Source organism: Buttiauxella warmboldiae, assembly GCF_003818135.1.
Taxonomy (GTDB): Bacteria; Pseudomonadota; Gammaproteobacteria; order Enterobacterales; family Enterobacteriaceae; genus Buttiauxella; species Buttiauxella warmboldiae.
The window spans coordinates 12,887-37,634 of record NZ_RPOH01000030.1; the positions used below are offsets into that span (position 1 = coordinate 12,887).

General features: G+C 53.0%; 24 protein-coding genes. 15 read left to right on the plus strand and 9 right to left on the minus strand.

Going from position 1 to position 24,748, the window contains the following annotated elements:
- Positions 1 to 6 precede the first annotated feature (6 nt).
- From mutL to EHN07_RS08655, 12 genes are all read left to right on the plus strand, one after another.
- Complete coding sequence (gene mutL, locus EHN07_RS08600) at positions 7 to 1,890, plus strand: DNA mismatch repair endonuclease MutL (RefSeq protein ID WP_124023762.1); 1,884 nt, start codon at positions 7 to 9, stop codon at positions 1,888 to 1,890.
- Complete coding sequence (gene miaA / locus EHN07_RS08605; RefSeq protein WP_124023763.1) at positions 1,883 to 2,830, plus strand: tRNA (adenosine(37)-N6)-dimethylallyltransferase MiaA; 948 nt, start codon at positions 1,883 to 1,885, stop codon at positions 2,828 to 2,830. Before mutL ends, miaA begins: the two co-directional genes overlap by 8 nt.
- 102 nt (positions 2,831 to 2,932) lie before the next feature.
- Positions 2,933 to 3,241, plus strand: a complete 309-nt coding sequence (gene hfq / locus EHN07_RS08610) for an RNA chaperone Hfq (protein WP_034461169.1) — start codon at positions 2,933 to 2,935, stop codon at positions 3,239 to 3,241.
- Positions 3,242 to 3,317: 76 nt separating this feature from the next.
- Positions 3,318 to 4,598 (plus strand): ribosome rescue GTPase HflX, encoded by a 1,281-nt coding sequence (hflX, locus tag EHN07_RS08615; protein WP_124023764.1) that lies wholly within the window; start codon positions 3,318 to 3,320, stop codon positions 4,596 to 4,598.
- A gap of 73 nt (positions 4,599 to 4,671) precedes the next feature.
- Complete coding sequence (hflK, locus tag EHN07_RS08620; RefSeq protein WP_124023765.1) at positions 4,672 to 5,928, plus strand: FtsH protease activity modulator HflK; 1,257 nt, start codon at positions 4,672 to 4,674, stop codon at positions 5,926 to 5,928.
- A 2-nt stretch (positions 5,929 to 5,930) separates the two neighbouring features.
- Positions 5,931 to 6,935 carry a protease modulator HflC gene (hflC, locus tag EHN07_RS08625; protein ID WP_034492790.1) on the plus strand — a complete coding sequence of 335 codons (1,005 nt, stop codon included), beginning with the start codon at positions 5,931 to 5,933 and terminating at the stop codon, positions 6,933 to 6,935.
- Positions 6,936 to 7,000: 65 nt separating this feature from the next.
- Complete coding sequence (locus EHN07_RS08630) at positions 7,001 to 7,198, plus strand: DUF2065 domain-containing protein (protein ID WP_124023766.1); 198 nt, start codon at positions 7,001 to 7,003, stop codon at positions 7,196 to 7,198.
- Between the two features lie 102 nt (positions 7,199 to 7,300).
- Positions 7,301 to 8,599 (plus strand): adenylosuccinate synthase, encoded by a 1,299-nt coding sequence (locus EHN07_RS08635; protein ID WP_124023767.1) that lies wholly within the window; start codon positions 7,301 to 7,303, stop codon positions 8,597 to 8,599.
- Between the two features lie 161 nt (positions 8,600 to 8,760).
- On the plus strand, positions 8,761 to 9,186 hold the full coding sequence (nsrR, locus tag EHN07_RS08640) for a nitric oxide-sensing transcriptional repressor NsrR (RefSeq protein ID WP_124023768.1): 426 nt from the start codon (positions 8,761 to 8,763) through the stop codon (positions 9,184 to 9,186).
- A gap of 39 nt (positions 9,187 to 9,225) precedes the next feature.
- Positions 9,226 to 11,694: a ribonuclease R gene (gene rnr, locus EHN07_RS08645; RefSeq protein ID WP_124023769.1), complete on the plus strand. Its 2,469-nt coding sequence runs from the start codon at positions 9,226 to 9,228 to the stop codon at positions 11,692 to 11,694.
- Positions 11,695 to 11,794: 100 nt separating this feature from the next.
- Positions 11,795 to 12,526, plus strand: coding sequence for a 23S rRNA (guanosine(2251)-2'-O)-methyltransferase RlmB (gene rlmB, locus EHN07_RS08650; protein WP_124023770.1), 732 nt, complete (start codon positions 11,795 to 11,797; stop codon positions 12,524 to 12,526).
- A 103-nt stretch (positions 12,527 to 12,629) separates the two neighbouring features.
- Positions 12,630 to 14,264 carry an isovaleryl-CoA dehydrogenase gene (locus tag EHN07_RS08655; RefSeq protein ID WP_124023771.1) on the plus strand — a complete coding sequence of 545 codons (1,635 nt, stop codon included), beginning with the start codon at positions 12,630 to 12,632 and terminating at the stop codon, positions 14,262 to 14,264.
- Between the two features lie 50 nt (positions 14,265 to 14,314).
- Here the strand turns inward: EHN07_RS08655 and EHN07_RS08660 are convergent, their stop codons facing one another.
- Positions 14,315 to 14,590, minus strand: a complete 276-nt coding sequence (locus tag EHN07_RS08660; RefSeq protein ID WP_124023772.1) for a YdgH/BhsA/McbA family protein — start codon at positions 14,588 to 14,590, stop codon at positions 14,315 to 14,317.
- A 154-nt stretch (positions 14,591 to 14,744) separates the two neighbouring features.
- Entirely contained in the window at positions 14,745 to 15,074 is a 330-nt protein-coding gene (bsmA, locus tag EHN07_RS08665) for a biofilm peroxide resistance protein BsmA (RefSeq protein ID WP_124023773.1), read from the minus strand.
- A gap of 194 nt (positions 15,075 to 15,268) precedes the next feature.
- Between bsmA and yjfP the strand changes: the two genes are divergently transcribed.
- Complete coding sequence (gene yjfP, locus EHN07_RS08670; RefSeq protein ID WP_124023774.1) at positions 15,269 to 15,994, plus strand: esterase; 726 nt, start codon at positions 15,269 to 15,271, stop codon at positions 15,992 to 15,994.
- Positions 15,995 to 16,047: 53 nt separating this feature from the next.
- On the opposite strand, the gene argR is transcribed toward yjfP, so the two are convergent.
- Positions 16,048 to 16,518, minus strand: a complete 471-nt coding sequence (gene argR / locus EHN07_RS08675; RefSeq protein ID WP_124023775.1) for a transcriptional regulator ArgR — start codon at positions 16,516 to 16,518, stop codon at positions 16,048 to 16,050.
- Positions 16,519 to 17,020: 502 nt separating this feature from the next.
- On the opposite strand from argR, the gene mdh reads away from it, so the two are divergent.
- Positions 17,021 to 17,959, plus strand: a complete 939-nt coding sequence (gene mdh, locus EHN07_RS08680; protein ID WP_124023776.1) for a malate dehydrogenase — start codon at positions 17,021 to 17,023, stop codon at positions 17,957 to 17,959.
- Positions 17,960 to 18,339: 380 nt separating this feature from the next.
- Entirely contained in the window at positions 18,340 to 18,621 is a 282-nt protein-coding gene (locus EHN07_RS08685; RefSeq protein WP_124023777.1) for a YjcB family protein, read from the plus strand.
- Between the two features lie 68 nt (positions 18,622 to 18,689).
- Here EHN07_RS08685 and EHN07_RS08690 read toward each other — a convergent pair whose 3' ends face one another.
- From EHN07_RS08690 to EHN07_RS08715, 6 genes are read right to left on the minus strand one after another with little or no spacing between them, the layout of a single operon-like run.
- Positions 18,690 to 19,709, minus strand: coding sequence for a LacI family DNA-binding transcriptional regulator (locus EHN07_RS08690; RefSeq protein ID WP_124023778.1), 1,020 nt, complete (start codon positions 19,707 to 19,709; stop codon positions 18,690 to 18,692).
- A gap of 12 nt (positions 19,710 to 19,721) precedes the next feature.
- Positions 19,722 to 21,230, minus strand: coding sequence for a tripartite tricarboxylate transporter permease (locus tag EHN07_RS08695; protein ID WP_124023779.1), 1,509 nt, complete (start codon positions 21,228 to 21,230; stop codon positions 19,722 to 19,724).
- Between the two features lie 9 nt (positions 21,231 to 21,239).
- Positions 21,240 to 21,707, minus strand: a complete 468-nt coding sequence (locus tag EHN07_RS08700) for a tripartite tricarboxylate transporter TctB family protein (RefSeq protein ID WP_124023780.1) — start codon at positions 21,705 to 21,707, stop codon at positions 21,240 to 21,242.
- Between the two features lie 58 nt (positions 21,708 to 21,765).
- Entirely contained in the window at positions 21,766 to 22,737 is a 972-nt protein-coding gene (locus EHN07_RS08705) for a tripartite tricarboxylate transporter substrate binding protein (RefSeq protein ID WP_124023781.1), read from the minus strand.
- A 16-nt stretch (positions 22,738 to 22,753) separates the two neighbouring features.
- The gene (locus EHN07_RS08710) at positions 22,754 to 23,803 is read right to left on the minus strand and encodes a sialidase family protein (RefSeq protein ID WP_124023782.1); all 1,050 of its coding nucleotides are present in this window, start codon (positions 23,801 to 23,803) and stop codon (positions 22,754 to 22,756) included.
- 11 nt (positions 23,804 to 23,814) lie between these two features.
- Entirely contained in the window at positions 23,815 to 24,741 is a 927-nt protein-coding gene (locus EHN07_RS08715; RefSeq protein ID WP_124023783.1) for a dihydrodipicolinate synthase family protein, read from the minus strand.
- Positions 24,742 to 24,748 lie beyond the last annotated feature (7 nt).

Below are 24,748 nucleotides of genomic sequence, written 5' to 3' on the forward strand. Positions count from 1 at the left end.
GATTTCATGCCGATTCAGGTTCTGCCGCCGCAGCTTGCCAACCAGATTGCTGCTGGCGAAGTGGTAGAGCGCCCCGCATCGGTGGTGAAGGAGCTGGTTGAGAACAGTCTCGATGCGGGCGCCACGCGTATTGATATCGATATTGAACGCGGTGGTGCCAAGCTTATTCGTATTCGCGATAACGGCTGCGGGATTAAAAAGGACGAGCTGGCGCTGGCGCTGGCTCGTCATGCCACCAGTAAAATTGCCACGCTTGATGATCTTGAGGCGATAATCAGCCTCGGTTTTCGTGGCGAAGCGCTAGCCAGTATTAGCTCGGTGGCGCGTCTGACGCTAACCTCGCGCACGGCTGAGCAAAGCGAAGCGTGGCAGGCGTATGCCGAAGGACGCGATCAGGATGTGACGGTCAAACCCGCAGCGCACCCTGTGGGCACCACGCTTGAGGTGTTGGATCTGTTCTACAACACTCCCGCACGCCGCAAGTTCATGCGCACCGAAAAAACGGAATTCAACCACATTGATGAAATCGTCAGACGTATCGCGCTGGCGCGCTTCGATGTGTCGATAAACCTCACGCATAACGGCAAAGTGATTCGCCAGTATCGTGCGGTCGCTGAGGGCGCCCCTCGTGAACGTCGCCTTGGTTCAATTTGTGGCACGCCGTTCCTCGAGCAGGCGCTGGCGATTGAATGGCAGCATGGTGACCTGGCATTACGCGGCTGGGTGGCAGAGCCCACGGCGACGACTTCTGCCCTGGCTGAGATTCAATATTGCTATGTGAATGGCCGTATGATGCGTGACCGTCTGATAAATCACGCTATTCGCCAGGCCTGTGAAGATAAGCTCGGTGCCGATCAACAACCCGCATTTGTGCTGTATCTGGAAATCGATCCCCATCAGGTGGATGTGAACGTGCACCCCGCCAAACATGAGGTGCGCTTTCATCAGTCGCGGCTGGTGCATGATTTTATCTACCAGGGCGTGTTGAGCGTGCTGCAGCAGCAAAGTGAAAATCGCTTGCCGCTGGAAGAAACGGCGGAAGACGCGCCAGCGCGCTGGCAGCCGGAAAACCGTGTTGCATCCGGGCGAAACCAGTTTGCCACACCAGCTGCTGGTCCTTCTCACGAACCTTCTTCTCGTAGCGCGACCCCGGTTTCTGGTGGGCATAGCGCAGGAAGCGCGGGTAAAAATAGTGCGCCTTTATGGCCGCACGCTGCACCGGGTTTTCAGAAAAAAGAAGGGGCGGTATATCGCGAATTGCTCAATACCCCAGCCCCGGCTGCGCCAAAAAATCGTGCTGCGGAACCTGAACATTACGTGGCGTTAGACGCTCACGCACAAAGTTTTGGCCGGGTGCTGACGGTTATCGCGCCGGATATCGCGTTGCTGGAGCGTGAGGGCAACATCATGCTGCTTTCATTAAGCGTGGCTGAACGCTGGTTGAAAATGGCGCAGTTAGTGCCGGGCGCGGAAGGCGCGCGTGCCCAGCCGCTGCTGATCCCCATTCGTTTGAAAGTCACCAAAGAAGAGCAGGACGTGCTGGTAAAAAATCAGCCGCTTTTGCTGGAAATGGGCATCGAGTTTGCCGTTGAGTCGCGTCAGATAACCATTCGCACGGTACCTTTACCTTTACGTAAACAAAATTTACAAATCTTGATTCACGAACTGCCAGGATACCTGGCGCAACAGACTGAGGTCAATGCAACGCAAATTGCCCAATGGTTTGCTCGTCAAATGGAGAGCAATCATCAACAATGGGGTCAGGCGCAGGCTATTGCCCTGCTGGCTGATGTGGAGCGCCTCTGTCCGCAGCTGGTGACATCACCACCTGGCGGTTTGTTACAACCTGTTGATTTAGATATGGCGATGAACGCCCTGAAACATGACTGAAGTTAAGCAAAGCCTACCGCAGGCAATTTTTTTGATGGGGCCGACGGCCTCTGGTAAGACAGCGCTCGCCATTAATTTGCGTAAAACGTTGCCGGTAGAGTTGATAAGCGTCGATTCGGCCCTTATCTATCAAGGGATGGATATTGGTAGCGCGAAGCCAACGGCCAAAGAACAAGCCCAGGCTCCGCATCGGTTACTTGATATTCTTGACCCGGCACAAGCCTATTCTGCCGCGGATTTCCGGCGTGATGCCCTGGCTGAAATGGCTGAAATTACCGCCGCCGGGCGCATTCCCTTGCTGGTCGGGGGAACAATGCTCTACTTCAAGGCATTGTTAGAAGGGTTATCACCGTTGCCCTCCGCTGACCCGCAGGTTCGGGCGCGGATAGAAAAACAGGCAGCAGAGCAGGGGTGGGATGCGTTGCACCGTCAGTTAGCACAGGTTGATCCTGTCTCTGCGGCACGTATTCATCCAAATGATCCACAAAGGCTTTCCCGCGCACTGGAAGTTTTTTTCATTTCGGGTAAAACTTTAACGGCACTGACACAAACGTCAGGAGAAGCTCTGCCTTACCGGGTGCATCAGTTCGCCATCGCCCCGGCGAGCCGTGAACTGCTCCATCAACGAATTGAGCAGCGTTTTCATCAGATGTTAGCTTCTGGATTTGAAGCTGAAGTACGGGCTCTTTTTGCCCGTGGTGATTTGCATACGGAGATGCCTTCCATTCGTTGTGTGGGATACCGGCAGATGTGGTCTTATCTGGCGGGAGAAATTTCACATGATGAAATGGTTTATCGTGGTATTTGCGCAACGAGACAATTGGCGAAGCGCCAGATGACCTGGTTACGGGGTTGGGAAGGCGTTCACTGGTTAGACAGTGAGAATCCGTCTCAATCTTATAACGATGTACTACAGGTTGTTAGTGCGAAGCACCAATGAATGTGTACAATTGAATCGTTATGGTGCGCAATATTTTACGCAGTTTTTCAGAGCCTCAGGGTTCTTGAGTTACAAACAACAAGCATATAAGGAAAAGATAGAATGGCTAAGGGGCAATCATTACAAGATCCGTTCTTGAACGCACTGCGTCGCGAACGTGTTCCAGTTTCTATTTATTTGGTAAATGGTATTAAGCTGCAAGGTCAGATTGAGTCTTTCGATCAGTTTGTAATCCTGTTGAAAAACACGGTTAGCCAGATGGTCTATAAGCACGCGATTTCAACTGTTGTTCCGTCACGTCCGGTATCTCATCACAGCAATAACACCGGTACGAGCGGTTCTGGCAGCTACCACCACGGTGGAAGCGCGCAAGGTTCTGCGCCACAACAAGACAACGAAGACGCTGAATAAGGCATAAGGTTGTTTTTCCAGGCCGGGGAACCAGGGATGCTGGGTTCCCCGCTGGTCTTTTTGAGAGGTTATACGCTTGTTTGACCGTTATGATGCCGGTGAGCATGCGGTGCTGGTACACATCTATTTTTCGCAAGACAAAGACATGGAGGATCTGGAGGAGTTTGTCTCCCTGGTCTCTTCAGCCGGCGTCGAAGCGTTACAGGTGGTTACCGGTAGCCGTAAAGCTCCGCACCCAAAGTATTTTGTTGGTGAAGGTAAGGCAATTGAAATTGCCGATGCAGTAAAAGCTACTGGCGCATCGGTCGTTTTATTTGATCACGCGTTGTCTCCAGCCCAGGAGCGTAACCTCGAAGCGCTGTGTGAATGTCGTGTCGTCGACAGAACCGGCCTGATTTTAGATATTTTTGCCCAGCGTGCGCGTACCCATGAAGGTAAGTTGCAGGTTGAACTGGCGCAGTTACGTCACATGGCAACTCGCCTTGTGCGCGGCTGGACCCACCTTGAGCGTCAGGGAGGGGGGATAGGTTCACGAGGCCCTGGGGAAACTCAGCTCGAAACCGACCGCCGCTTGCTGCGCAACCGGATTATGCAGATCCTTGGTCGCTTAGAACGAGTCGAAAAACAGCGTGAGCAAGGGCGAAGATCGCGAGCCAAGGCTGATATCCCAACCGTTTCTCTGGTGGGCTACACCAACGCCGGTAAATCCACCCTGTTTAATCAGATAACAGCGGCTGGCGTTTATGCCGCCGATCAGCTGTTTGCCACCTTAGACCCAACCCTGCGGCGGATTAACGTTGCAGATGTGGGTGAAACGATCCTGGCTGACACAGTAGGTTTTATTCGTCACTTGCCGCATGATTTAGTGGCGGCGTTTAAAGCAACCCTGCAGGAAACGCGTCAGGCGACACTGTTGCTACATGTCGTTGATGCAAGCGACCTCAGGATTCAGGAAAACATTGCCGCGGTTGATACCGTTCTCGAAGAGATTGAGGCTAATGAAATTCCAACGCTCCTGGTGATGAATAAGATAGATATGCTGGATGATTTCGTTCCGCGTATCGACAGAGATGATGAAAATATGCCGATTCGGGTCTGGCTTTCTGCCCGGACCGGTGACGGTATTCCACTCCTTTTCCAGGCTTTGACAGAGCGTTTATCTGGTGAAATTGCACAGCATACGTTGTGCTTACCCCCCCAGGCAGGGCGACTGCGGAGCCGGTTTTATCAGCTTCAGGCAATAGAAAAAGAGTGGATGGAGGAGGACGGCAGCGTTGGCTTACAAATTCGTATGCCTGTTGTTGACTGGCGTCGCCTCTGTAAACAAGAACCGGCACTTGCTGACTACATTGTCTAGCAAGTCAAGGAATGTCCTGAAGACTTTTTCCCCTTCGGGGGATATCACCGCACAACAAATATGGAGCATAAACATGGCGTGGAATCAGCCCGGTAATAACGGACAGGACCGCGACCCGTGGGGAAGCAGCAAACCAGGCGGCGACTCTGGGGGTAACAAAGGAGGGCGGGATCAGGGGCCACCTGATCTGGATGATATCTTCCGCAAGTTAAGTAAGAAACTCGGTGGCCTGGGCGGCGGTAAAAGCGGTGGTAGCGGTTCCGGTGGCGGTTCCTCACAGCTTCCGCGTCCGCATATCGGTGGTCGTATGGTGGGCATTGTTGCCGCCGTGGCGGTGGTTATTTGGGCCGCAACCGGGTTCTATACCATTAAAGAAGCTGAGCGTGGTGTGGTCACACGTTTTGGTCAATTCAGCCATTTGGTTGAGCCGGGCCTGAACTGGAAACCGACATTTATCGATAGCGTCAGAGCGGTAAACGTTGAAGCGGTACGTGAATTGGCGGCGTCAGGTGTGATGCTGACTTCCGACGAGAACGTGGTTCGCGTCGAAATGAACGTGCAGTATCGCGTCACCGATCCGCGCCGTTATCTGTTTAGCGTAACCAGCGCTGACGACAGCCTGCGTCAGGCAACCGACAGCGCACTGCGTGGTGTGATTGGTAAATACACCATGGATAAGATCCTCACCGAGGGTCGTACCATTATTCGTAACGATACCCAGCGCGAACTCGAAGAGACCATTCGCCCGTACAACATGGGTATCACCTTGCTTGACGTCAACTTCCAGGCTGCTCGTCCGCCGGAAGAGGTGAAAGCGGCGTTTGATGATGCGATTTCCGCGCGTGAAAACGAACAGCAATATATCCGCGAAGCGGAAGCCTATACCAACGAAGTACAGCCACGTGCTAACGGTCAGGCGCAGCGTATTCTCGAAGAAGCCCGCGCTTATAAAACACAGACCGTGTTAGAAGCACAGGGTGAGGTTGCTCGCTTTGCCAGACTGCTGCCGGAATACAAAGCTGCACCGGAAATTACCCGTGAGCGCCTGTATATCGAAACCATGGAAAAAGTGCTTAGCCACACCCGTAAAGTTCTGGTGAACGACAAAGGGGGCAACCTGATGGTTCTGCCTCTGGACCAGATGCTTAAAGGCGGCTCACAGCCTGCGGCGAAGAGTGATACCAGTGGTGCGAACAACCTGTTGCGTCTGCCACCGGCATCAAGCTCGGGCAGCGCCAGCACACAGTCCTCGTCAAGCCGGGGCGATATCATGGATCAGCGCCGCGTGAACGCGCAGCGCACTGATAACCAGCGCGTAGGGAGTGAATAACGATGCGTAAGTCAGTCATTGCTTTAATTATCATCGTGCTGGTTGTGCTCTTTACCTCGGTCTTCGTGGTACAGGAAGGCGAGCGCGGGATTACCTTACGCTTCGGTAAAGTGTTGCGTGATGATGAAAACAAGCCGGTGGTCTACGAACCAGGTCTGCATTTCAAAGTACCGTTTATCGAGTCGGTTAAAACCCTTGATGCGCGTATTCAGACCATGGATAACCAGGCCGATCGCTTTGTGACCAAAGAGAAGAAAGACCTGATCGTTGATTCCTACATCAAATGGCGTATCAGTGATTTCAGCCGCTACTACCTGGCAACCGGCGGTGGTGACGTTTCTCAGGCAGAAGTGCTGTTAAAACGTAAATTCAGCGACCGTCTGCGTTCTGAAATTGGTCGTCTTGATGTGAAAGACATCGTGACCGATTCTCGTGGCCGTCTGACTCTGGATGTGCGTGATGCGCTGAACTCAGGTACCGCGGGTACTGACGATGAAGTGGCGACACCTGCTGCGGATGATGCCATTGCCTCTGCTGCGGCGCGTGTCACTGCGGAAACCAAAGGCAAAGTGCCGGTGGTTAACCCGAATAGTATGGCGGCGTTGGGTATCGAAGTGGTGGATGTGCGTATCAAGCAGATCAACCTGCCTGCTGAGGTTTCTGAAGCCATCTATAACCGTATGCGTGCCGAGCGTGAAGCTGTTGCTCGTCGTCACCGTTCACAGGGGCAGGAAGAGGCTGAGAAGCTGCGTGCTACCGCCGACTACGAAGTCACTCGTACTCTGGCAGAAGCCGAGCGTCAGGGCCGTATTAGCCGTGGTGAAGGTGATGCGGAAGCGGCCAAACTGTTTGCTGACGCATTCAGCCAGGACCCTGACTTCTATGCGTTCATCCGTAGCCTGCGTGCTTATGAAGCCAGCTTCAGCAACGGTCAGGACGTGATGGTGCTAAGCCCGGATAGCGATTTCTTCCGCTATATGAAAACGCCTGCTAACAGCACACGTTAATCTTCGCGGAAAACTTATTAAGGGCCGGTCTGACCGGCTCTTTTTTATTGGTGCTAGAGGGAAATATGAATTCGACTATCTGGCTGGCATTAGCGCTGGTATTGGTGCTCGAAGGGCTCGGACCGATGCTTTATCCGCGTATGTGGCGCCGCATGATTGTCGCTTTAACGCAGCTTCCGGACAATACGCTGCGCCGTTTTGGCGGCGGACTAGTGGTTGCAGGGGTAGTTATCTACTATATGTTGAGTCGAAGCGGCGGTTAAGCCGCTTTGCAGTAGGCGATTACCATTTTGTCGACTAAAAGGGCTGATCATCGGAGAAACCGATGGTAGAATCCTTTTTTAAGCAAACGGTGATTTTGAAAAATGGGTAACAACGTCGTCGTACTGGGCACCCAATGGGGTGACGAAGGTAAAGGAAAGATCGTTGATCTTCTGACTGAACGGGCTAAATATGTTGTGCGCTACCAGGGCGGTCACAACGCAGGCCATACTCTCGTAATCAACGGTGAAAAAACCGTTCTCCATCTTATTCCATCAGGTATTCTGCGCGATAACGTAACCAGCATCATCGGTAATGGCGTTGTGCTGTCTCCTGCGGCACTGATGAAAGAGATGAAAGAGCTGGAAGACCGTGGCATTCCGGTACGTGAGCGCCTGCTGTTATCTGAAGCTTGCCCGCTGATTCTTGACTATCACGTCGCACTTGATGTGGCACGTGAGAAAGCGCGCGGTGCCAAAGCTATCGGTACTACCGGTCGCGGCATCGGCCCTGCGTATGAAGACAAAGTGGCTCGTCGTGGCCTGCGCGTTGGCGACCTGTTCGACAAAGCCACCTTTGCCGACAAACTGAAAGAAGTTCTGGAATACCATAACTTCCAGCTGGTTAACTTCTACAAAGTTGAAGCGGTTGATTACCAGAAAGTTCTGGACGATGTCATGGCCGTTGCTGACATTCTGACCAGCATGGTCGTTGACGTCTCCGACCTGCTGGACGGCGCACGTAAACGCGGCGACTTCATCATGTTCGAAGGTGCTCAAGGCACGCTGCTGGACATCGATCACGGTACCTATCCGTACGTGACCTCTTCCAACACCACCGCGGGTGGCGTGGCAACAGGTTCCGGCATTGGTCCACGTTATGTTGATTACGTTCTGGGCATTATCAAAGCGTATTCTACTCGTGTGGGTGCAGGTCCGTTCCCAACTGAACTGTTTGATGATGTCGGCGAGTTCCTGTGCAAACAGGGTAACGAGTTCGGTGCAACTACCGGTCGTCGTCGTCGTACCGGCTGGCTGGACATCGTTGCCGTGCGTCGCGCAGTGCAGATCAACTCCCTGTCAGGTTTCTGCCTGACCAAGCTGGACGTTCTGGACGGCCTGAAAGAAGTTAAACTCTGCGTCGGCTACCGTCTGCCAGATGGCCGTGAAGTGACTACCACGCCAATGGCTGCCGACGACTGGGAAGGCATCGAGCCAATCTACGAAACCATGCCGGGCTGGTCAGAAACCACCTTTGGCGTGAAAGAGCGTAGTGGCTTGCCGCAAGCGGCGCTGGACTATATCAAACGCATTGAAGAGCTGACTGACGTACCTGTAGATATCATTTCTACTGGTCCAGACCGTTCTGAAACCATGATTCTGCGCGATCCGTTCGACGCATAATGATGTGCTGGGGTGCGGCTTAGCGCACCTCAGCTGTTTTATCCTGCCGTTTTATCACTCTTCCCCGTTAAATAAATTAGCTGGCAACCATATGGCTGGTTTATCATCAATATATTGTCGCATTGGCAAGAAGCGTTTCCCCTCCCACCCTAGAGGTTGATGTGCAGTTAACGAGTTTTACTGATTACGGTTTACGTGCTTTGATTTATATGGCGTCGTTGCCAGCGGGCAAGATGACCAGCATTTCTGAAGTCACGGAAGTGTATGGCGTGTCACGTAATCATATGGTGAAAATCATCAATCAACTCAGTCGCGCAGGCTTCGTGACGGCAGTGCGCGGCAAAAATGGCGGCATTCGTCTCGGCAAGCCGGCGGTATCTATCCGTGTCGGCGATGTGGTGCGCGAGCTGGAACCGCTTTCTTTGGTGAACTGTAGCAGTGAGTTTTGTCATATTACCCCCGCATGTCGCCTGAAACAGGCGCTGGCCCAGGCGGTGCAAAGCTTTCTCACCGAGCTGGATAAGCACACGCTGGCCGATTTGGTGGACCAAAACCAACCGCTCTACAAATTATTGCTGGTGGAATAAATCACCTTTCCCCCAGCCAGTGACAACGGAGGAACCGCAATGTCAAAAGATCCTTTTCAGGAACGAGAAGCCGAAAAATACGAAAACCCGATCCCAAGCCGGGAGTTTATACTCGCTCATCTGACCAAACGTGAAAAACCCGCCAATCGTGACGAACTGGCAGAAGAACTGAATATTACCGGTGAAGAACAGCTTGAAGCGCTGCGTCGCCGTCTGCGAGCCATGGAACGCGATGGGCAGCTGGTCTTTACCCGCCGCCAGTGTTATGCCCTGCCAGAACGTCTTGATCTGCTAAAAGGTAAAGTTATCGGCCACCGCGATGGTTTCGGCTTCCTGCGCGTAGAGGGGCGTAAAGACGATCTCTACCTTTCATCTGAACAGATGAAAATGTGTATGCACGGCGATATCGTGCTGGCGCAACCGCTGGGCGCGGACCGCAAAGGCCGCCGCGAAGCGCGTATTGTGCGCGTGCTGGAGCCAAGAACCGGGCAAATCGTGGGCCGCTATTTTACCGATGCGGGCATTAGCTTCGTGGTGCCTGATGACAGCCGTTTAAGCTTCGATATTCTTATCCCGCCGGAAGGCGTGATGGGCGCACGCATGGGCTTTGTAGTCGTGGTTGAACTCACCCAGCGTCCTACTCGCCGTACCAAAGCGGTGGGCAAAATCGTCGAGGTACTCGGCGAAAATATGGGCACCGGTATGGCCGTTGATATGGCGCTGCGCACCCATGAAATTCCTTACGTCTGGCCGCCAGAAGTCGAAGCTCAGGTGGCTTCACTGAAAGAACAGGTGCCGGAAGAGGCCAAAGTGGGCCGCGTGGATCTGCGCTCGCTGCCGCTCGTCACCATTGATGGTGAAGATGCGCGTGACTTCGATGACGCCGTATTCTGTGAGAAAAAACGCGGCGGCGGCTGGCGTTTGTGGGTTGCGATTGCCGACGTAAGCTATTACGTGCGTCCACCAACCGCGCTGGATAACGAAGCGCGCAACCGCGGCACCTCCGTGTACTTCCCGTCGCAGGTTATCCCGATGCTGCCGGAAGTGCTCTCCAACGGTTTGTGCTCGCTCAACCCGCAGGTTGACCGTCTGTGTATGGTCTGCGAAATGACCATCTCCTCGACGGGCCGCCTGACCGGCTCGAAATTCTATGAAGCGGTGATGAGCTCCCATGCGCGTCTGACCTACACCAAAGTGTGGCATATGTTGCAGGGCGACCAGGACCTGCGCGAGCAGTATGCGCCGCTGGTTAAGCACATCGAAGAGCTGCATAACCTGTATAAAGTGCTGGATGTTTCCCGTGCCCAGCGCGGCGGTATCTCGTTTGAAAGCGAAGAAGCGAAGTTCATCTTTAACGCCGAGCGCCGCATTGAGCGCGTCGAACAGACCGTGCGTAATGATGCACATAAACTCATCGAAGAGTGCATGATCCTTGCGAACATCGCGGCAGCACGCTTTGTTGAAAAGCATAACGAACCGTCGCTGTTCCGCGATCACGACCGCCCAACCAACGAGGCCATTACCTCATTCCGTTCCGTGCTGGCCGAGCTGGGTCTGGAGCTGCCGGGTGGACTGAAGCCAGAACCGCGTGACTACGCGGATCTGCTGAACTCAATTGCCGATCGTCCGGATCATGAAATGCTGCAAACCATGCTGCTGCGCTCCATGAAACAGGCGGTTTACGATCCGGAAAACCGGGGTCACTTTGGCCTTGCGCTGCAATCCTATGCGCACTTTACCTCGCCGATTCGTCGTTACCCGGATTTGCTGTTACACCGTGCAATTAAATATTTGCTGGCAAAAGAGCAGGGTCACAAAGGCAACAGCACCGAATCGGGCGGCTGGCACTACGACATGGAAGAGATGCTGCAGCTGGGCCAGCATTGTTCTATGGCTGAACGCCGCGCTGATGAAGCAACACGCGATGTTGCCGACTGGCTGAAATGCGACTTTATGCAGGATCAGGTCGGTAATACCTTTACTGGCATCATCGCCAGCGTTACCGGTTTCGGCTTCTTTGTTCGCCTCACCGATCTGTTTATCGACGGCCTGGTGCACGTTTCTACTCTTGATAACGATTACTACCGTTTCGACCAGGTCGGCCAGCGTCTGATTGGCGAATCTGGCGGGCAAACCTATCGTTTGGGTGACCGTGTCGAAGTGCGCGTTGAAGCCGTCCACATGGACGAGCGTAAAATTGATTTTGCTTTGATCTCCAGTACTCGTGCGCCTCGCGGTGCCGGTAAAACTGAAAAAGACCGGGCGAAAAAAGGAACAAACGGCAGCGGGCCAAAACGTCGCCAGGGCGGTAAACGCACCAACTTTGAGCCAGACAGCACTTTCCGTAAAGAGAAAGGGCCAGCCAGGCCGAAGAAAGCGAAAGCCGAGAAAAGCGCCGACACCAAAGCCGAGCCGAAAGCGAAGAAACCAAAAACGCAGTCGGACAAAACTCGTAAAATAGCCGCCGCTACAAAAGCCAAGCGCGCTGCGAAAAAGCAGCCGAGTTAACTCTGCAACTGCTTTTCGTCGGTCGGATTAGCATAAGCGACATCCGACCTTTACGAGCAAATTAACACTGGTGCATCAGCACCTGAAATGAGTAACAGTAATGAGTGAAATGATTTACGGCATTCATGCCGTCCAGGCGCTGCTTGATAACGCGCCTCAGCGTTTTCGGGAAGTCTTTATTCTTAAAGGCCGCGAAGACAAACGTCTGATGCCTTTAATTCATGCGCTGGAAGCTCAGGGGGTGCCGGTTCAAATGGCAAACCGCCAATGGCTGGATGAAAAATCTGAAGGCGCGGTGCATCAGGGCATTATTGCTCGCGTAAAGCCCGGCCGCCAGTATCAGGAAAACGATCTTCCAGAGCTGCTTGAAAGTCATGAGACGCCGTTCCTGCTGATCCTGGATGGCGTCACCGACCCCCACAACCTCGGTGCCTGCCTGCGTAGCGCCGATGCCGCTGGCGTACATGCGGTTATCGTGCCTAAAGACCGCTCCGCCCAGCTGAACGCTACTGCCAAAAAAGTGGCCTGTGGTGCCGCAGAGCACGTTCCGCTGATCAGTGTAACCAACCTGGCACGTACTATGCGTTTATTGCAGGAAGCGAACGTCTGGATCGTCGGTACGGCGGGCGAAGCTGACCACACTTTATTCCAGAGTAAAATGACCGGCCCAATGGCGCTGGTGATGGGCGCGGAAGGTGAAGGCATGCGTCGCCTGACGCGTGAACATTGCGATGAGCTGATTAGCATCCCAATGGCGGGAACCGTTTCTTCCCTGAACGTCTCCGTTGCGACCGGTATTTGCCTGTTCGAAGCTGTGCGTCAACGCAGCTAATCTCTGTTGGGGTGCGTTCGCACCCCGCTTTGTGATCCCCCTCGATGCATAACTGCCGTCACCGTCCATACTAATGGCATTGCCATAAATGGGAGGGAACACGATGCGCTGGCAAACTCACACCGTTTTTAACCAACCAATACCCCTCAATAACAGTAACCTTTTCCTGTCCGATATCTCATTAACTGAGGCTGTAGCCCGTGAAGGCGCAGGCTGGGATGCCGAACTTCTGGCGAGTATTGGCCAGCAGCTTGGCTCGGCTGAATCGCTGGAGCTTGGGCGGCTGGCAAACGCGAATCCCCCTGAATTACTGCGCTATGACTCCAGCGGTGAACGGCTCGATGATGTGCGTTGTTACCCGGCATGGCATCTGCTGATGCAGGGACTGTGCGCCAACCGGGTACACAATTTGCCGTGGCAGGAAGATGCGCGCCAGGGCTCGTTTGTGGCTCGCGCCGCGCGATTTGTTCAGCATGCGCAGGTGGAAGCCGGCACGCTATGCCCGATAACCATGACATTTGGCGCGTTCCCGCTGCTGCAAAAGCATCTGCCGAAGGAGTTTCAGCCGTGGCTTAAACCGCTACTGAGCGACCGTTATGATGCCCATCTTTCACCCGGTGCGCAAAAACGCGGCCTGCTGATTGGCATGGGCATGACCGAGAAGCAAGGCGGCTCGGATGTGCTGAGCAACACCACACGCGCTGAACCTGTTGATCAACGCGGTGCCGGTGAGATGTATCGCTTAGTGGGCCACAAATGGTTCTTCTCGGTGCCACAAAGCGACGCCCATTTAGTGCTGGCACAGGCAAAAGGCGGGCTTTCCTGCTTCTTTCTGCCGAGGTTTTTACCCGATGGGCAACGTAACCAGGTTCGTTTTGAGCGCCTGAAAGATAAGCTCGGCAACCGTTCTAACGCCAGCTGCGAAGTGGAGTTTTGCGATGCTATCGCCTGGCTGATAGGTGAAGAGGGCGAGGGCGTGCGTTCGATTATGAAAATGGGCGGTTTTACCCGCTTTGACTGCGCCCTTGGCAGCCATGGCCTGATGCGCCGTGCGCTGTCCGTTGCGCTGTATCACGCTCATCAGCGCCAGGCCTTCGGTAAAACGCTTATCGATCTGCCGATTATGCGCCAGGTGCTTGGGCGTATGGCTTTACAGCTTGAAGGGCAAACGGCGTTTCTGTTCCGTCTGGCTCGCGCCTGGGAATCACCCGGCAATGCGCATGAATTAGCTTACAGCCGCCTGTTTACACCGGCTGCCAAATTTAACGTCTGTAAAGCGGGCATCCCGTTTGTTGCCGAGGCGATGGAAGTGCTTGGCGGCATCGGCTACTGCGAAGAGAGTGAGCTGCCGCGTATCTATCGTGAGATGCCGGTCAACAGTATCTGGGAAGGGGCTGGCAATATTATGAGCCTTGATGTGCTGCGCGTGCTGGCAAAACAGCCTGGCGTGATGGAAATGCTGCATGCGGAGTTTGATGAGGTGAAAGGGCAAAACCGCCATTTCGACCGCAGCTGGCGGCAATTACAACAACGGCTGCATAAGCCGCAAGAGGAGTGGGGCAGGGAGCTGACTCGCATGCTGGCGTTACTGGCGACAGGGGCACAGGTTTTACCGTATCTCTCTCCCCCCTCAGGCGAAGCCTGGTGCCGCATGATGCTGGATTCACGAGGAGAAAGCACTTTACCCAATCAGGTATTAATGGATGTGCTGCTGCGGGCTACAGGGCGCACAGGGTAGCTATGAACCAGCCAGCGCCACGCAAGGGTATTCAATGGCCGCTGGCTTAATTATGCATAGATAATCGCCTGTACGCGCCAGCCTTCAGCCTGCTGGTTTTCCTGCATTTTGACGATGCGGTAATAGGATGCGCCCTGTTCGTCAGCTTTCAGGGCAATGACTTTTTCCACATCCTGCACGCTGCCGGCAATGCCGTTGACAGAAATCATGCCGATTTCATTCAACCCTGTGACACAATCTGCGGCAACATCTTCCGCCGATTGCGCCGAGGTTGTGATTAGCCCCACCGACAGCAGCAATGAGGTTAAGGCAAGCGATCGTTTCATAGTTAGCTCCTTTAGTACTTACCCTGCATCAGCAGGGCCTTCCTTCGCGTAGGCGAGCTTCAGGCCTGTTCGTTGGCTGAAGTTCATTGTGCATAACAAACGATCAGTTGACGCAAAGCTATGTAAATATGCATAAATTAAGCACGGTGCCGGATTACCTGCGGTACAAAATGGCCTGGGCATACCACTGGCCTGGCACCACCGTTTCATCGTTTAACACGATGACGTAATAATCGGCTTTTGCAGCAACCGCCTTCTCTTTTAAGGCTCTCTCGGTATCCATGGGAGAGCCGCGTTCCAGAGCGGTGACTGTCCCCGTTTTGGTTAAACCCTGCGTCTGGTAACGCTGAATTTCCTGAGGGGAGTCGGTTACTGGCGGTGCAGGTTGCGGTGTACCTTGTAACACGCTGCAGGCACTAAGCGTTGTGGCAAGTAACAAAGCGAATAGCAGTCGCATAATCATTTCTCGTCTCTTAATAGCCATAGTGTAGTCACGGTTGTTATTTGCGAAGAGGGAATGTTCCCATTCTGTTAGCTACCCCGCGCTTTTCAGCGACTTTCGAATGAAAATCGCCAGGCAGATCTCATCGTGAAGCTTCATTAGCGTTGATCAAGGGCTTGCCATCCCGCAAGCGCTGGCATACAAATGATTTATCACACTGATAGCGGGCGAATCTGATGATTGAAATGTATACCGAACAGCTGGCGGGCATTGAAGTTCTGCATGCGGTGCCTGCTGGCAAACAACAGGAAAAGCTGCCTGTTGTCTTTTTCTATCATGGATTTACATCCTCAAAGCTGGTTTACAGCTACTTTGCGGTCGCTCTTGCCCAGGCCGGAATGCGTGTCATCATGCCCGATGCGGATCGTCATGGCGCTCGCTTCAATGGTGATGATAACGCGCGCCTGTATCAATTCTGGTCGATTCTCAAAAGCAATATCGATGAGTTTTCGCCACTCCACCAGGCCTTGTCTGAGCGCTACCCGGTTGATGAACAGCGCGTTGCCGTTGGCGGTGCTTCAATGGGCGGCATGACGGCTCTGGGAATAATGGCGCGTTATTCGCAGGTAAGCTGCGCGGCGTGTCTGATGGGGTCGGGATATTTTATCTCGCTCGGCCAGACGCTGTTTCCACCACGGGCGGAAGAAATGGCCTCCCTGAATGCGCTTGCGGACTATGACATCAGCTCCCGGTTGGAAAATCTGGCTAACCGTCCGCTGTTGCTATGGCACGGCGAGGATGATGATGTGGTTGCGGCGCAAGAAACCTGGCGTCTGGAAAAAGCCCTGGTTGAAAAGGGACTGGATAAGCAGCTGATCTGTTTACGGGAAGCGGGGGTAAAACACCGCATTACTCCTGCGGCGCTGGCTGCAACCTGCAGTTTCTTTAGCCAGCACTTATAGGTTAATCATCGGTGATTCCCACTACGGGAGCAGCGGGAATTCGCGCTCAATAGTTACAGTTCCTGTTCGAATAGCACCAGAATCGCTTCGTACAGCTCTTTCACCGTGAAGTCTTGCGCCGGAGTGGTAAAGATAGTGTCATCTCCGGCGATGGTGCCGAGGATCCCTTCAGCCTTACCTAAAGAGTCCAGTAGACGAGCAATTAACTGTGCGGCCCCCGGGCTGGTATGAATCACCACTACGGCATCATTGTAATCAATATCCAGCACCAGATTCTTGAGCGGGCTGGAGGTCGTCGGTACACCAAGCTCTGCGGGCAAACAGTACACCATCTCCATTTTGGCATTGCGCGTACGCACCGCGCCAAATTTTGTCAGCATACGAGAGACTTTCGACTGATTGATATTTTCGAAGCCATCGTTTTGCAGGGCATGGACGATTTCGCCCTGCGAACTGAATTTCTCTTCTTTTAATAATGCTTTGAACGCTTTGACTAATTCTTCTTGTTTGGAGGAAACACGCATAGGTCACCCATATTCAGCTCAACGGAGAATAACATTACTATGCATTTAAATGAATTTTTATGCAATATGCCGGTAACAATCAAGCTGCAGGGCGTTGGGCACTTCCTCGCCGCGACTCGAATGCCATCAGGCAGCATTTACAGGGGATAAGCCTGAAATAATGTTATGAAAGAGGCGAATTTTATCAAATTTTGTTATCAAGAAACATGCCTTCGTCACGACTAGAAAATAAGTTGATAAGTAAACCAAATGTTATAAAAATGATGTTGTTTTGCTGTGTAGGGAGGGGTAATGTAACCGCCTGTTGATGTGACAACATCAGGTTGCGACCGGACGCACAGGCGTCTTTTCCACCCGGCGAGTAACTGCAGCTGTAACGTTTAAGGATTGCGTCGCTTCTCAAACCTTAAGCGGGAATATTGTAATTACCCCTTCTCTGGATTATGGTCGCCACCGCATGGAGTTACGGCACCTATTTGCTAACCATAATAAGGAGTTTAGGATGAAAGTTGCAGTCCTCGGCGCAGCGGGCGGAATCGGCCAGGCGCTTGCCCTTCTACTCAAGACCCAGCTGCCTTCAGGCTCAGAACTCTCTCTGTATGATATTGCACCGGTCACCCCAGGTGTTGCCGTCGATCTGAGCCATATCCCTACTGATGTGAAAATTAAAGGTTTCTGCGGTGAAGATGCAACCCCAGCGCTGGTGGGGGCTGATGTGGTGCTGATCTCTGCCGGTGTCGCCCGTAAACCAGGTATGGATCGTTCTGACCTGTTTAACGTCAATGCGGGGATCGTGAAAAATCTGGTTCAACAGATTGCCAAAACTTGCCCGAAAGCCTGTATCGGTATTATCACCAACCCGGTGAATACCACCGTTGCTATTGCTGCGGAAGTGCTGAAAAAAGCAGGTGTCTACGACAAGAACAAACTGTTTGGCGTGACCACGCTGGATATTATCCGCTCCAACACCTTTGTTGCCGAGCTGAAAGGCAAACAGCCGACGGATATCGAAGTTCCTGTGATTGGCGGCCACTCTGGCGTGACTATTCTGCCATTACTGTCGCAGATCCCGGGCGTTAGCTTCAGCGAGCAGGAAGTGGCTGATTTAACCAAACGTATCCAGAATGCGGGTACTGAAGTGGTTGAGGCGAAGGCGGGTGGCGGATCGGCAACCCTGTCAATGGGTCAGGCCGCTGCACGCTTTGGTCTCTCTCTGGTACGTGCGCTGCAAGGCGAAAGTAATGTGGTGGAATGCGCCTACGTTGAAGGGAATGGCGAGCACGCTCGTTTCTTCTCTCAGCCGCTGCTGCTGGGCAAAAACGGTATCGCCGAGCATAAATCCTACGGCACGCTGAGCGCTTTTGAGCACCAGGCGCTGGAAGGGATGCTGGATACCCTGAAGAAAGATATTACCCTTGGCGAAGAGTTTGTTAACAAATAAACAGTACGCTTAACAGATAAAAGACCGGAATGCCCATTGCGGTCAGATTGCTGACAAAGTCCTGGTCGAAAGGCCGGGACTTTGCGCGAACAGAGCGAGGTCAATACAGAGACCGAACGCTCTCCTCAGAAACAACGCCTCTTCCAGTCGATGTTGACCACATTGCCGAGTACGTCAAAAAAAACAGCTCACAAAACGCGCCATGAAACTGGTGATTAAAAGAACAAGTGTGATATAGTTCACAAATCCTGTGGTGCGGGATTCTTCTTACATTTTCTGTAGCTACTCATTCCCCTGACGGTTCCGGGTTGTCATTGTTGCGCCTTGCGTCGCGCATAACCGTTGAGCGTAATGAGTTATGTGATTAAGGAATAGTTTTCATGGCGGCAATTACTACCAGCGTGTTACTGCTGCGCTGGCCTTTAGTCAGTGCGGTGTTGATGTTTTTAGCCAGCACGCTGAATATCCAGTTTCGCAAATCCGACTACACGTTTTTTGCCATCGTCAGCAGTATGGTGGGGATTGCGTCTGCGTTGTGGTTTGCGACCGGATTATTGGGATTAGAACTGGCAGATTTCCCGGTTATCTGGGCATCGTTTAAAGACATTATGATTGAGATTTTAAGCCATACGCCCCCGGACTGGCCGGTGGTCGTTCCATGATGAGTAACAGTTAAGTATCAAAGGGCCTGCGTGTAAAACGAGGCCTTTTTTGTTTTTATCCGCCAGCGTTATTGGCCGCGAATATTCACCGTGCTTTTTCTGAATATCAGTTGCGCTTTTGCCCTGCTACCCGGCGGGACATCATGGCGGGCAATTTTTTCCAGCATCAACTGGCAGGCTTCCTGGGCAAGGCTGTGCTCATTTTGCCGCATTGACCAGATATTGTTGGCAAGGAAGCTCAGCATAATATTGTCATCGAAAGTGCCGAGATTGATTTCATGGGGAATATAGCCGTACCGCTCACGCAGCACGCCTAAAGCCCCCTGCAAAATCGGCAGCGAAGAGGCAATAAAATGCTGGGGCCAGCGCTGATGGGTATCGATGTAATCCGCCATCATTTTTTCACCGTCGCTCAGCTGGTTATGCCCGGCGCTGCTGATGTGTTCAGGCATGATCCTGATGCCGTGCTGTTTCATGGCCGCGCGATAGCCCGCCAGGCGATCGATAATGGACGGTGAATCCGGGTCGCCGACAAAAAACTGAATCGGCGCGTGAATATGTTTTAGCATCGCATCCGTCAGCCGAAACCCGCTATCCACGTTATCCGTCACTACGCAACACGCCCCCTCGACGCCAAAATCCCGGTCCAGAAAAACCAGCGGCTTCAGGCAGTTTTTCAGGTAGTGCGCCTGGCTTGCGGCATTGCTTGAAACGACGAAAATACCGTCAACGTTGCGATTTTCCAGCGATTTCACCAACAGCTTTTCATACGCCGTATCGTTATTGGTGCAGCTGATCATTAGCTGGTAGCCCAGCTCGCGGCAGCGCGCTTCCAGTAACTCGGCCAGGGCTGAAAAGAAGGGGTTAGACAGGCGCGGGATCACCAGGCCAAAGGTGTCCGTTTTATTAAGCTTTAAACTTCGCGCAGCAAGATTGATGGTATAGCTATGTTTTTTAACGTAACTATTGATTCTTTGCTGGGTTTTTTCGCTGATGCGATATTTTTGCGCATTGCCATTTAGCACAGCTCGCACCGTGGTGATAGAGACGCCAAGATCCATGGCGATTTGCTCAATTGTCTTTGCCAATCTGACTCTTCCTTAGCTGGGTTGTTTACGCCATAAGGCTTTTAAACGCGGGCCAAAAATCGGTAACAGCAGCGTCAGTATTGCGATAGCTAAAAACGCTGCGCAGACCGGACGCGTGAGGAAGATCATCGGGTCTCCTTCGGAGATAACCAGCGTGCGGCGGAAATTCGACTCTGCCATCGGCCCCAGAATAATACCAATAACAATCGGCGACATCGAAAAATCCAGCTTAATCAGGACGTACGCCGCAAGCCCTGCGCCCATCATAACAAACACATCGGTCATATCGTGGTTGACGGAATAGGCCCCAACCGAGCACAGCACAAAGATAATCGGCACCAGCACGCGGCGCGGCACGCTCATCACTTTGGCAAATAAGCGCATCCCCATAAAGCCCATAATGCCCATAAAGATATTGGCGGCGAACAAGCCGATGAAAATCGAATTCACTTCAACTGGATGTTCGGTAAATAACTGCGGCCCGAGCGCCAGTCCCTGCACCATGAACGCGCCCATGATAATTGCCGTCGCGCCATCGCCTGGAATACCGAGGGTCATCAGTGGCACCATGGCGCCACCGGCCACGGAGTTTGCCCCCGCTTCCGGCGCTGAAACGCCTTCCGGTGAGCCGTGCCCAAATTCTTCCGGGTGTTTTGACCAGCGCTTGGCTTCGTTGTAAGCAATAAACGAGGCGATATCGCCACCAGTCCCAGGAATTGCGCCGATACCGGTACCGATCACCGACGAGCGAATATAGGTTGGCATCACGCGTTTAATATCAGACCAGGTGGGCAAAATGCGGTCAATTTTACTTTTGGTCTGGCGCACCATTCCCGCCAGCCGTTCGCGGTGATCTTCTTCGAGGCTTAATAAACCCTGAGAGAAGGCAAACAAACCCACCAGCACCGGAATAAATGAAATCCCGCCCATCAGGTAAATAGAATCAAAGGTAAAACGCATACCGCTGGTCATGGGATCCAGACCAATGGTGGCAATAAATAAGCCCAGCGCGCCGCCGATTAAGCCTTTAATCACCGAATGCGACGAAACGCTGGTAATAATACTGATGCCGAAAATAGCGAGAGCAAAATACTCTGCGGAAGAAAAGCCGGTGGCTACTTTAGCCAGCAGCGGTGCAATTAATACCAGGGCAATAGTGCTGAACACGCCGCCAAACATTGATGCCAATGTAGATAGCCCCAGCGCGCGTCCAGCCTCGCCACGTTTTGCCATCGGATAACCATCAAGCACCGTTGCCGCCGAAGCGGGCGTGCCCGGCGTGCTGATTAATATCGCCGTAATGGAACCGCCATATACTGCCCCGCAATAAACGCCCAGCAGCATCAGAATGCCGGTCATGCCCTGGAAGGAGTAGGTTAGCGGCAGCAGCAGGGCGATACCCATATTCACCGTTAAGCCGGGAAGCGCGCCAATGATGATGCCCGCCAGAACGCCAAGCAAAATCATGCCGGTGGTTTGCAGGCTAAAAACTATCATCAGGGCATCAAGGATTTCGTTCATCTTAGCCTCTTAAAATGACTCGGAAAATATCGATTCCGGCAGCGGTGAATTAAAGACAACTTCAAATGAAATATAAATACACAGCACAATCAGCGCGGTAGTGATGGCTAAAAATAGCGGACGCCGTTCACCCATTACCCACATAATCGCGGGAATCAAAATTAGCGATGAAACAATAAACCCGGCATAACAAAGCGCCACCGCGTATATCACCATCAAGGCTGCGACACCGTAGGCTTTACGCACCGGATAAGAGCTAAGATCGGCTTTCTCGCGGTTTGCAGCGCTACGCTGAAAATAGATGCTTAACCACTGGATAATACCTAAGCCGATAAATAACCAGGCCAGGGCGTAAGGCCAGAAACGCTCACCCAATATTCCGTTTTCATCAAACATCGGCATATTGCGCGAGAAGAAGATAATCGCGATCCCCAATATCAGAGAGAACATCCCAACAAAAAAATTCTGCGTTCGCATTGTCGAATCTCCCTCCTGCCGGTAGCCACCGACAGGAGATGGGCCATATTTTTATCGATTATTTTTTCTTGGTTTCGGCGATCAGTTTGCCGTACAGCTCGTGGTCGTCTTTCATCATTTCATAGGCGTCGTCACCGGTAATCACAACCGGCATAATGCCTTGTTTCTTCAGTGCTTCTTGATATGCCGGGGTTTTCACGACGGCGGTGAAGGTATCAACCAGCTGCTTCTTGATGCTGTCGTCCACTTTTGCGGTTGTCGCCAGCACCGCCCAGGCGCGCATTTTGACGTTCACATCCAGATTCAGCGCTTCCTTAAATGTCGGGACATCCGGGAACAGCGGGAAGCGTTGCTCATCCATCACGCCGAGCACTTTTAAAATACCGGCATCGGCCTGAGATTTAACTGAACCCGGCGTGGTTAACACCGCATCAATGTGCTCACCGACTAATGCGGCAATGGAAGGGCCCGTCCCTTCGTTATAAGGAATACGGTTGAATTTGGTGCCGGTAATTTTTTCGATGTTGATGGTCGCCAGATCATAAATTGCGCCCATGCCGGAGTTACCCACTTTAATTTTCCCCGGGTTCGCTTTTGCGGCATCAATAAATTCTTGCAGCGTGTTGTATGGCGATTTGGCATTTACCACTACCGCAACGGGGTCAGCGATGGTAGTGACGATGGGGGTGAAATCTTTATAGGTCACCGGTGATTTCCCCTGGTGCGGGAACATCGCCAGCTCAACGGTGGTCATCACCAGTTTATAACCGTCAGGACGCGCTTTTGCGACCTCCAGCAGGCCCGTTATTCCGTTACCCGCAGGTTTGTTGACCGGCACCAGCATGGTGCCAGACGGCATTCTGTCTCGGGCGAATTCAATCACGGTGCGCGCGGAGGTATCGGTGCCGCCTCCCGGGTTTTTCGGGATAACCACATCAATATTCTTTTTCGGGTACGTCAGGGTTGGTTCGGCATGAACCGCAGCAAACGGCAGCAGCATTAACAAGGCACATAACAGGTTGTTCTTCATAGGGTACTCCGCTGTTTTAATTGTTGTGTGTAATGGTCTGGTAAACGATGTTTGTTCGGTTAAAGGTCCAGGTCAGATGTAAAACCGCCCCCTCGGCAATAATGGCTGGATAGGAAAATTCACCTTTGCTGTGTTCCAAAGCCCAGGGCTGTGACCAGGTTGCGCCGTTATCCTGCGATTCCAGTAAAGCAATCGGATAGCGGCGCCCCCAGTTTCCGGCGATGGGATTGCATGCCAGCACCAGCGTTCCACAGCTCAGTTTCACCGCATCAATTCCGCTGTTGTTATTGGGCAGGGAAGTGGCGTATGCAGCGCACCAGCTGCGGCCATAATCAACAGAATCAGTACGATAGACTTTTCCACGCGTGCTGCGTAGCAATGCATGGATCTTCCCGGGGTGTGATTCCCATAGCGTGGGCTGAATCACACCATCCCAGGCGAACACTTGCTTTAAATCGCATTCCCACAGCGCATTGTCTTGCAGCCCCTGCCAGGTGTTTTCGTCCGCTGTCTGCTCTGGCAACTGGTGCACAAAAGGAATGTCGACCTTGTGCCAGGACTGCCCGCAGTCCGCAGAAACATCGACAAATGCATCCCAGTGCTGATCATTTTCCGTTGAACCAGGCGCTAACCACTCGCCGTTACTCATCACCAGAATTTTATTTTTCACCGGCCCGCGTGGCTGTGTATCACCGTTGATAAGTGAACGAGGCTCGCTCCAGCTCTGGCCGCCATCCTGTGATACGGCTACGCGTGTAGTCCAGGTGTGCACATCTGGACCAACCTTATAAAACAGCCATACCGTGCCCTGCTGGTAATGCAGCACCGGATTCCAGTGCGCAACGCCCGGCTCCGCCATAATGCGCTGCGCCGGGTGCCATTCATTATGCTGCGAGCGCGCAAGCCAGATAGCGGTATCGCCGCTGCCTTCTTTCGTTCCGGCGAAAAAAGCCACCAGCACCGAATTGTGCTCCGGCAAGACCACCAGCGTAGAGGCATGGCATTGGGCAAAATCCGTTGGCGTTTCGGGTAGTAAAAACCGGCGGCTTTGCTGGATAAACGGCATTGGTTTTCTCCTTATATCGCCAGGGTTTTCTGAAGATCGCGCCCCAGCTGTACCATGCTATCAATCGCCTGCGGGAAGAAGGTTTCCCCATAGCCCTGGCTGCTGCGCACCCGACAGGTGAGGGTCGAGAAATTACCTATTTGCTGCTGGAACGATTTCGCGCAAACCGGGTAATCAAGGTTTTCTGCCAGCGCCGCGGTAGAAAGGTAGTCTGCCAGGCGTTGGGCTTTTTCCGGCTGCGTCTGGAAGTTTTCGTACAGCCAGACGTACAGCTCAGGATGGAAGTTCGCCATCACGCCGCTGTAGGCCTGGCAACCGGCCCGCAATGAGGCAAGCAGCGTCTGGCTGTTGGCATTCGCCAGATGCAGGCGGCTGCCCTGGGTTAACGCCAGGCGGCGCTTGATAATTGGCAGGCTGCAACAGGTGTCTTTGATAAAGGTGTAGCGGCCGCTTTGCGCGCACCACGCCACGGTTTCCTCACTCAGTAAACGCTTATACGGGAACGGACATTCATAAATACCGAGATCGACATGCTTTGGTACCTCGGCAGTTAAGCGCTGTAAATTTTCCAGCGCCAGGGCGTCGCTTTCTCCCGCCAGAGCCAGACGGTTACTGATAAGGATCACCGCATCCACGCCGCTATCCGACATGCTAACCAATTGTTCGCGCTGGTGATTAAAAGCATTAGCGGTATGGCCAGAAGCGACTACCGGCACGCGTCCTCGCACGCACTTCACGACAAATTTCACCAGTTCGAGAGATTCTTCGTCGCTTAAAAAGAACATTTCACTCGACTGGCAATCGGCAAATAAGCCGTGTACGCCAGCCGAGAGATACCACTCAATTAAGCGCTCGAGCGATGCCCAGTCGATCTCTTTTTGCTCGGTAAACGGCGTTAACATCACCGGCCAGATACCGCGGTATTTTTGTTCGTTCATCAACGCC

Bases quoted from the DNA above. Each gene is read 5' to 3' on its own strand.
- yjfP (WP_124023774.1), top strand. From the start codon at position 15,269: ATGATTGAAATGTATACCGAACAGCTGGCGGGCATTGAAGTTCTGCAT.
- hflC (WP_034492790.1), top strand. From the start codon at position 5,931: ATGCGTAAGTCAGTCATTGCTTTAATTATCATCGTGCTGGTTGTGCTC.
- hfq (WP_034461169.1), top strand. From the start codon at position 2,933: ATGGCTAAGGGGCAATCATTACAAGATCCGTTCTTGAACGCACTGCGT.
- EHN07_RS08695 (WP_124023779.1), bottom strand. From the start codon at position 21,230: ATGAACGAAATCCTTGATGCCCTGATGATAGTTTTTAGCCTGCAAACC.
- EHN07_RS08655 (WP_124023771.1), top strand. From the start codon at position 12,630: ATGCGCTGGCAAACTCACACCGTTTTTAACCAACCAATACCCCTCAAT.
- argR (WP_124023775.1), bottom strand. From the start codon at position 16,518: ATGCGTGTTTCCTCCAAACAAGAAGAATTAGTCAAAGCGTTCAAAGCA.
- EHN07_RS08705 (WP_124023781.1), bottom strand. From the start codon at position 22,737: ATGAAGAACAACCTGTTATGTGCCTTGTTAATGCTGCTGCCGTTTGCT.
- miaA (WP_124023763.1), top strand. From the start codon at position 1,883: ATGACTGAAGTTAAGCAAAGCCTACCGCAGGCAATTTTTTTGATGGGG.
- hflK (WP_124023765.1), top strand. From the start codon at position 4,672: ATGGCGTGGAATCAGCCCGGTAATAACGGACAGGACCGCGACCCGTGG.
- EHN07_RS08685 (WP_124023777.1), top strand. From the start codon at position 18,340: ATGGCGGCAATTACTACCAGCGTGTTACTGCTGCGCTGGCCTTTAGTC.
- rlmB (WP_124023770.1), top strand. From the start codon at position 11,795: ATGAGTGAAATGATTTACGGCATTCATGCCGTCCAGGCGCTGCTTGAT.
- bsmA (WP_124023773.1), bottom strand. From the start codon at position 15,074: ATGGCTATTAAGAGACGAGAAATGATTATGCGACTGCTATTCGCTTTG.
- rnr (WP_124023769.1), top strand. From the start codon at position 9,226: ATGTCAAAAGATCCTTTTCAGGAACGAGAAGCCGAAAAATACGAAAAC.
- EHN07_RS08700 (WP_124023780.1), bottom strand. From the start codon at position 21,707: ATGCGAACGCAGAATTTTTTTGTTGGGATGTTCTCTCTGATATTGGGG.
- EHN07_RS08715 (WP_124023783.1), bottom strand. From the start codon at position 24,741: ATGAACGAACAAAAATACCGCGGTATCTGGCCGGTGATGTTAACGCCG.
- mdh (WP_124023776.1), top strand. From the start codon at position 17,021: ATGAAAGTTGCAGTCCTCGGCGCAGCGGGCGGAATCGGCCAGGCGCTT.
- EHN07_RS08660 (WP_124023772.1), bottom strand. From the start codon at position 14,590: ATGAAACGATCGCTTGCCTTAACCTCATTGCTGCTGTCGGTGGGGCTA.
- EHN07_RS08635 (WP_124023767.1), top strand. From the start codon at position 7,301: ATGGGTAACAACGTCGTCGTACTGGGCACCCAATGGGGTGACGAAGGT.
- EHN07_RS08710 (WP_124023782.1), bottom strand. From the start codon at position 23,803: ATGCCGTTTATCCAGCAAAGCCGCCGGTTTTTACTACCCGAAACGCCA.
- mutL (WP_124023762.1), top strand. From the start codon at position 7: ATGCCGATTCAGGTTCTGCCGCCGCAGCTTGCCAACCAGATTGCTGCT.
- EHN07_RS08630 (WP_124023766.1), top strand. From the start codon at position 7,001: ATGAATTCGACTATCTGGCTGGCATTAGCGCTGGTATTGGTGCTCGAA.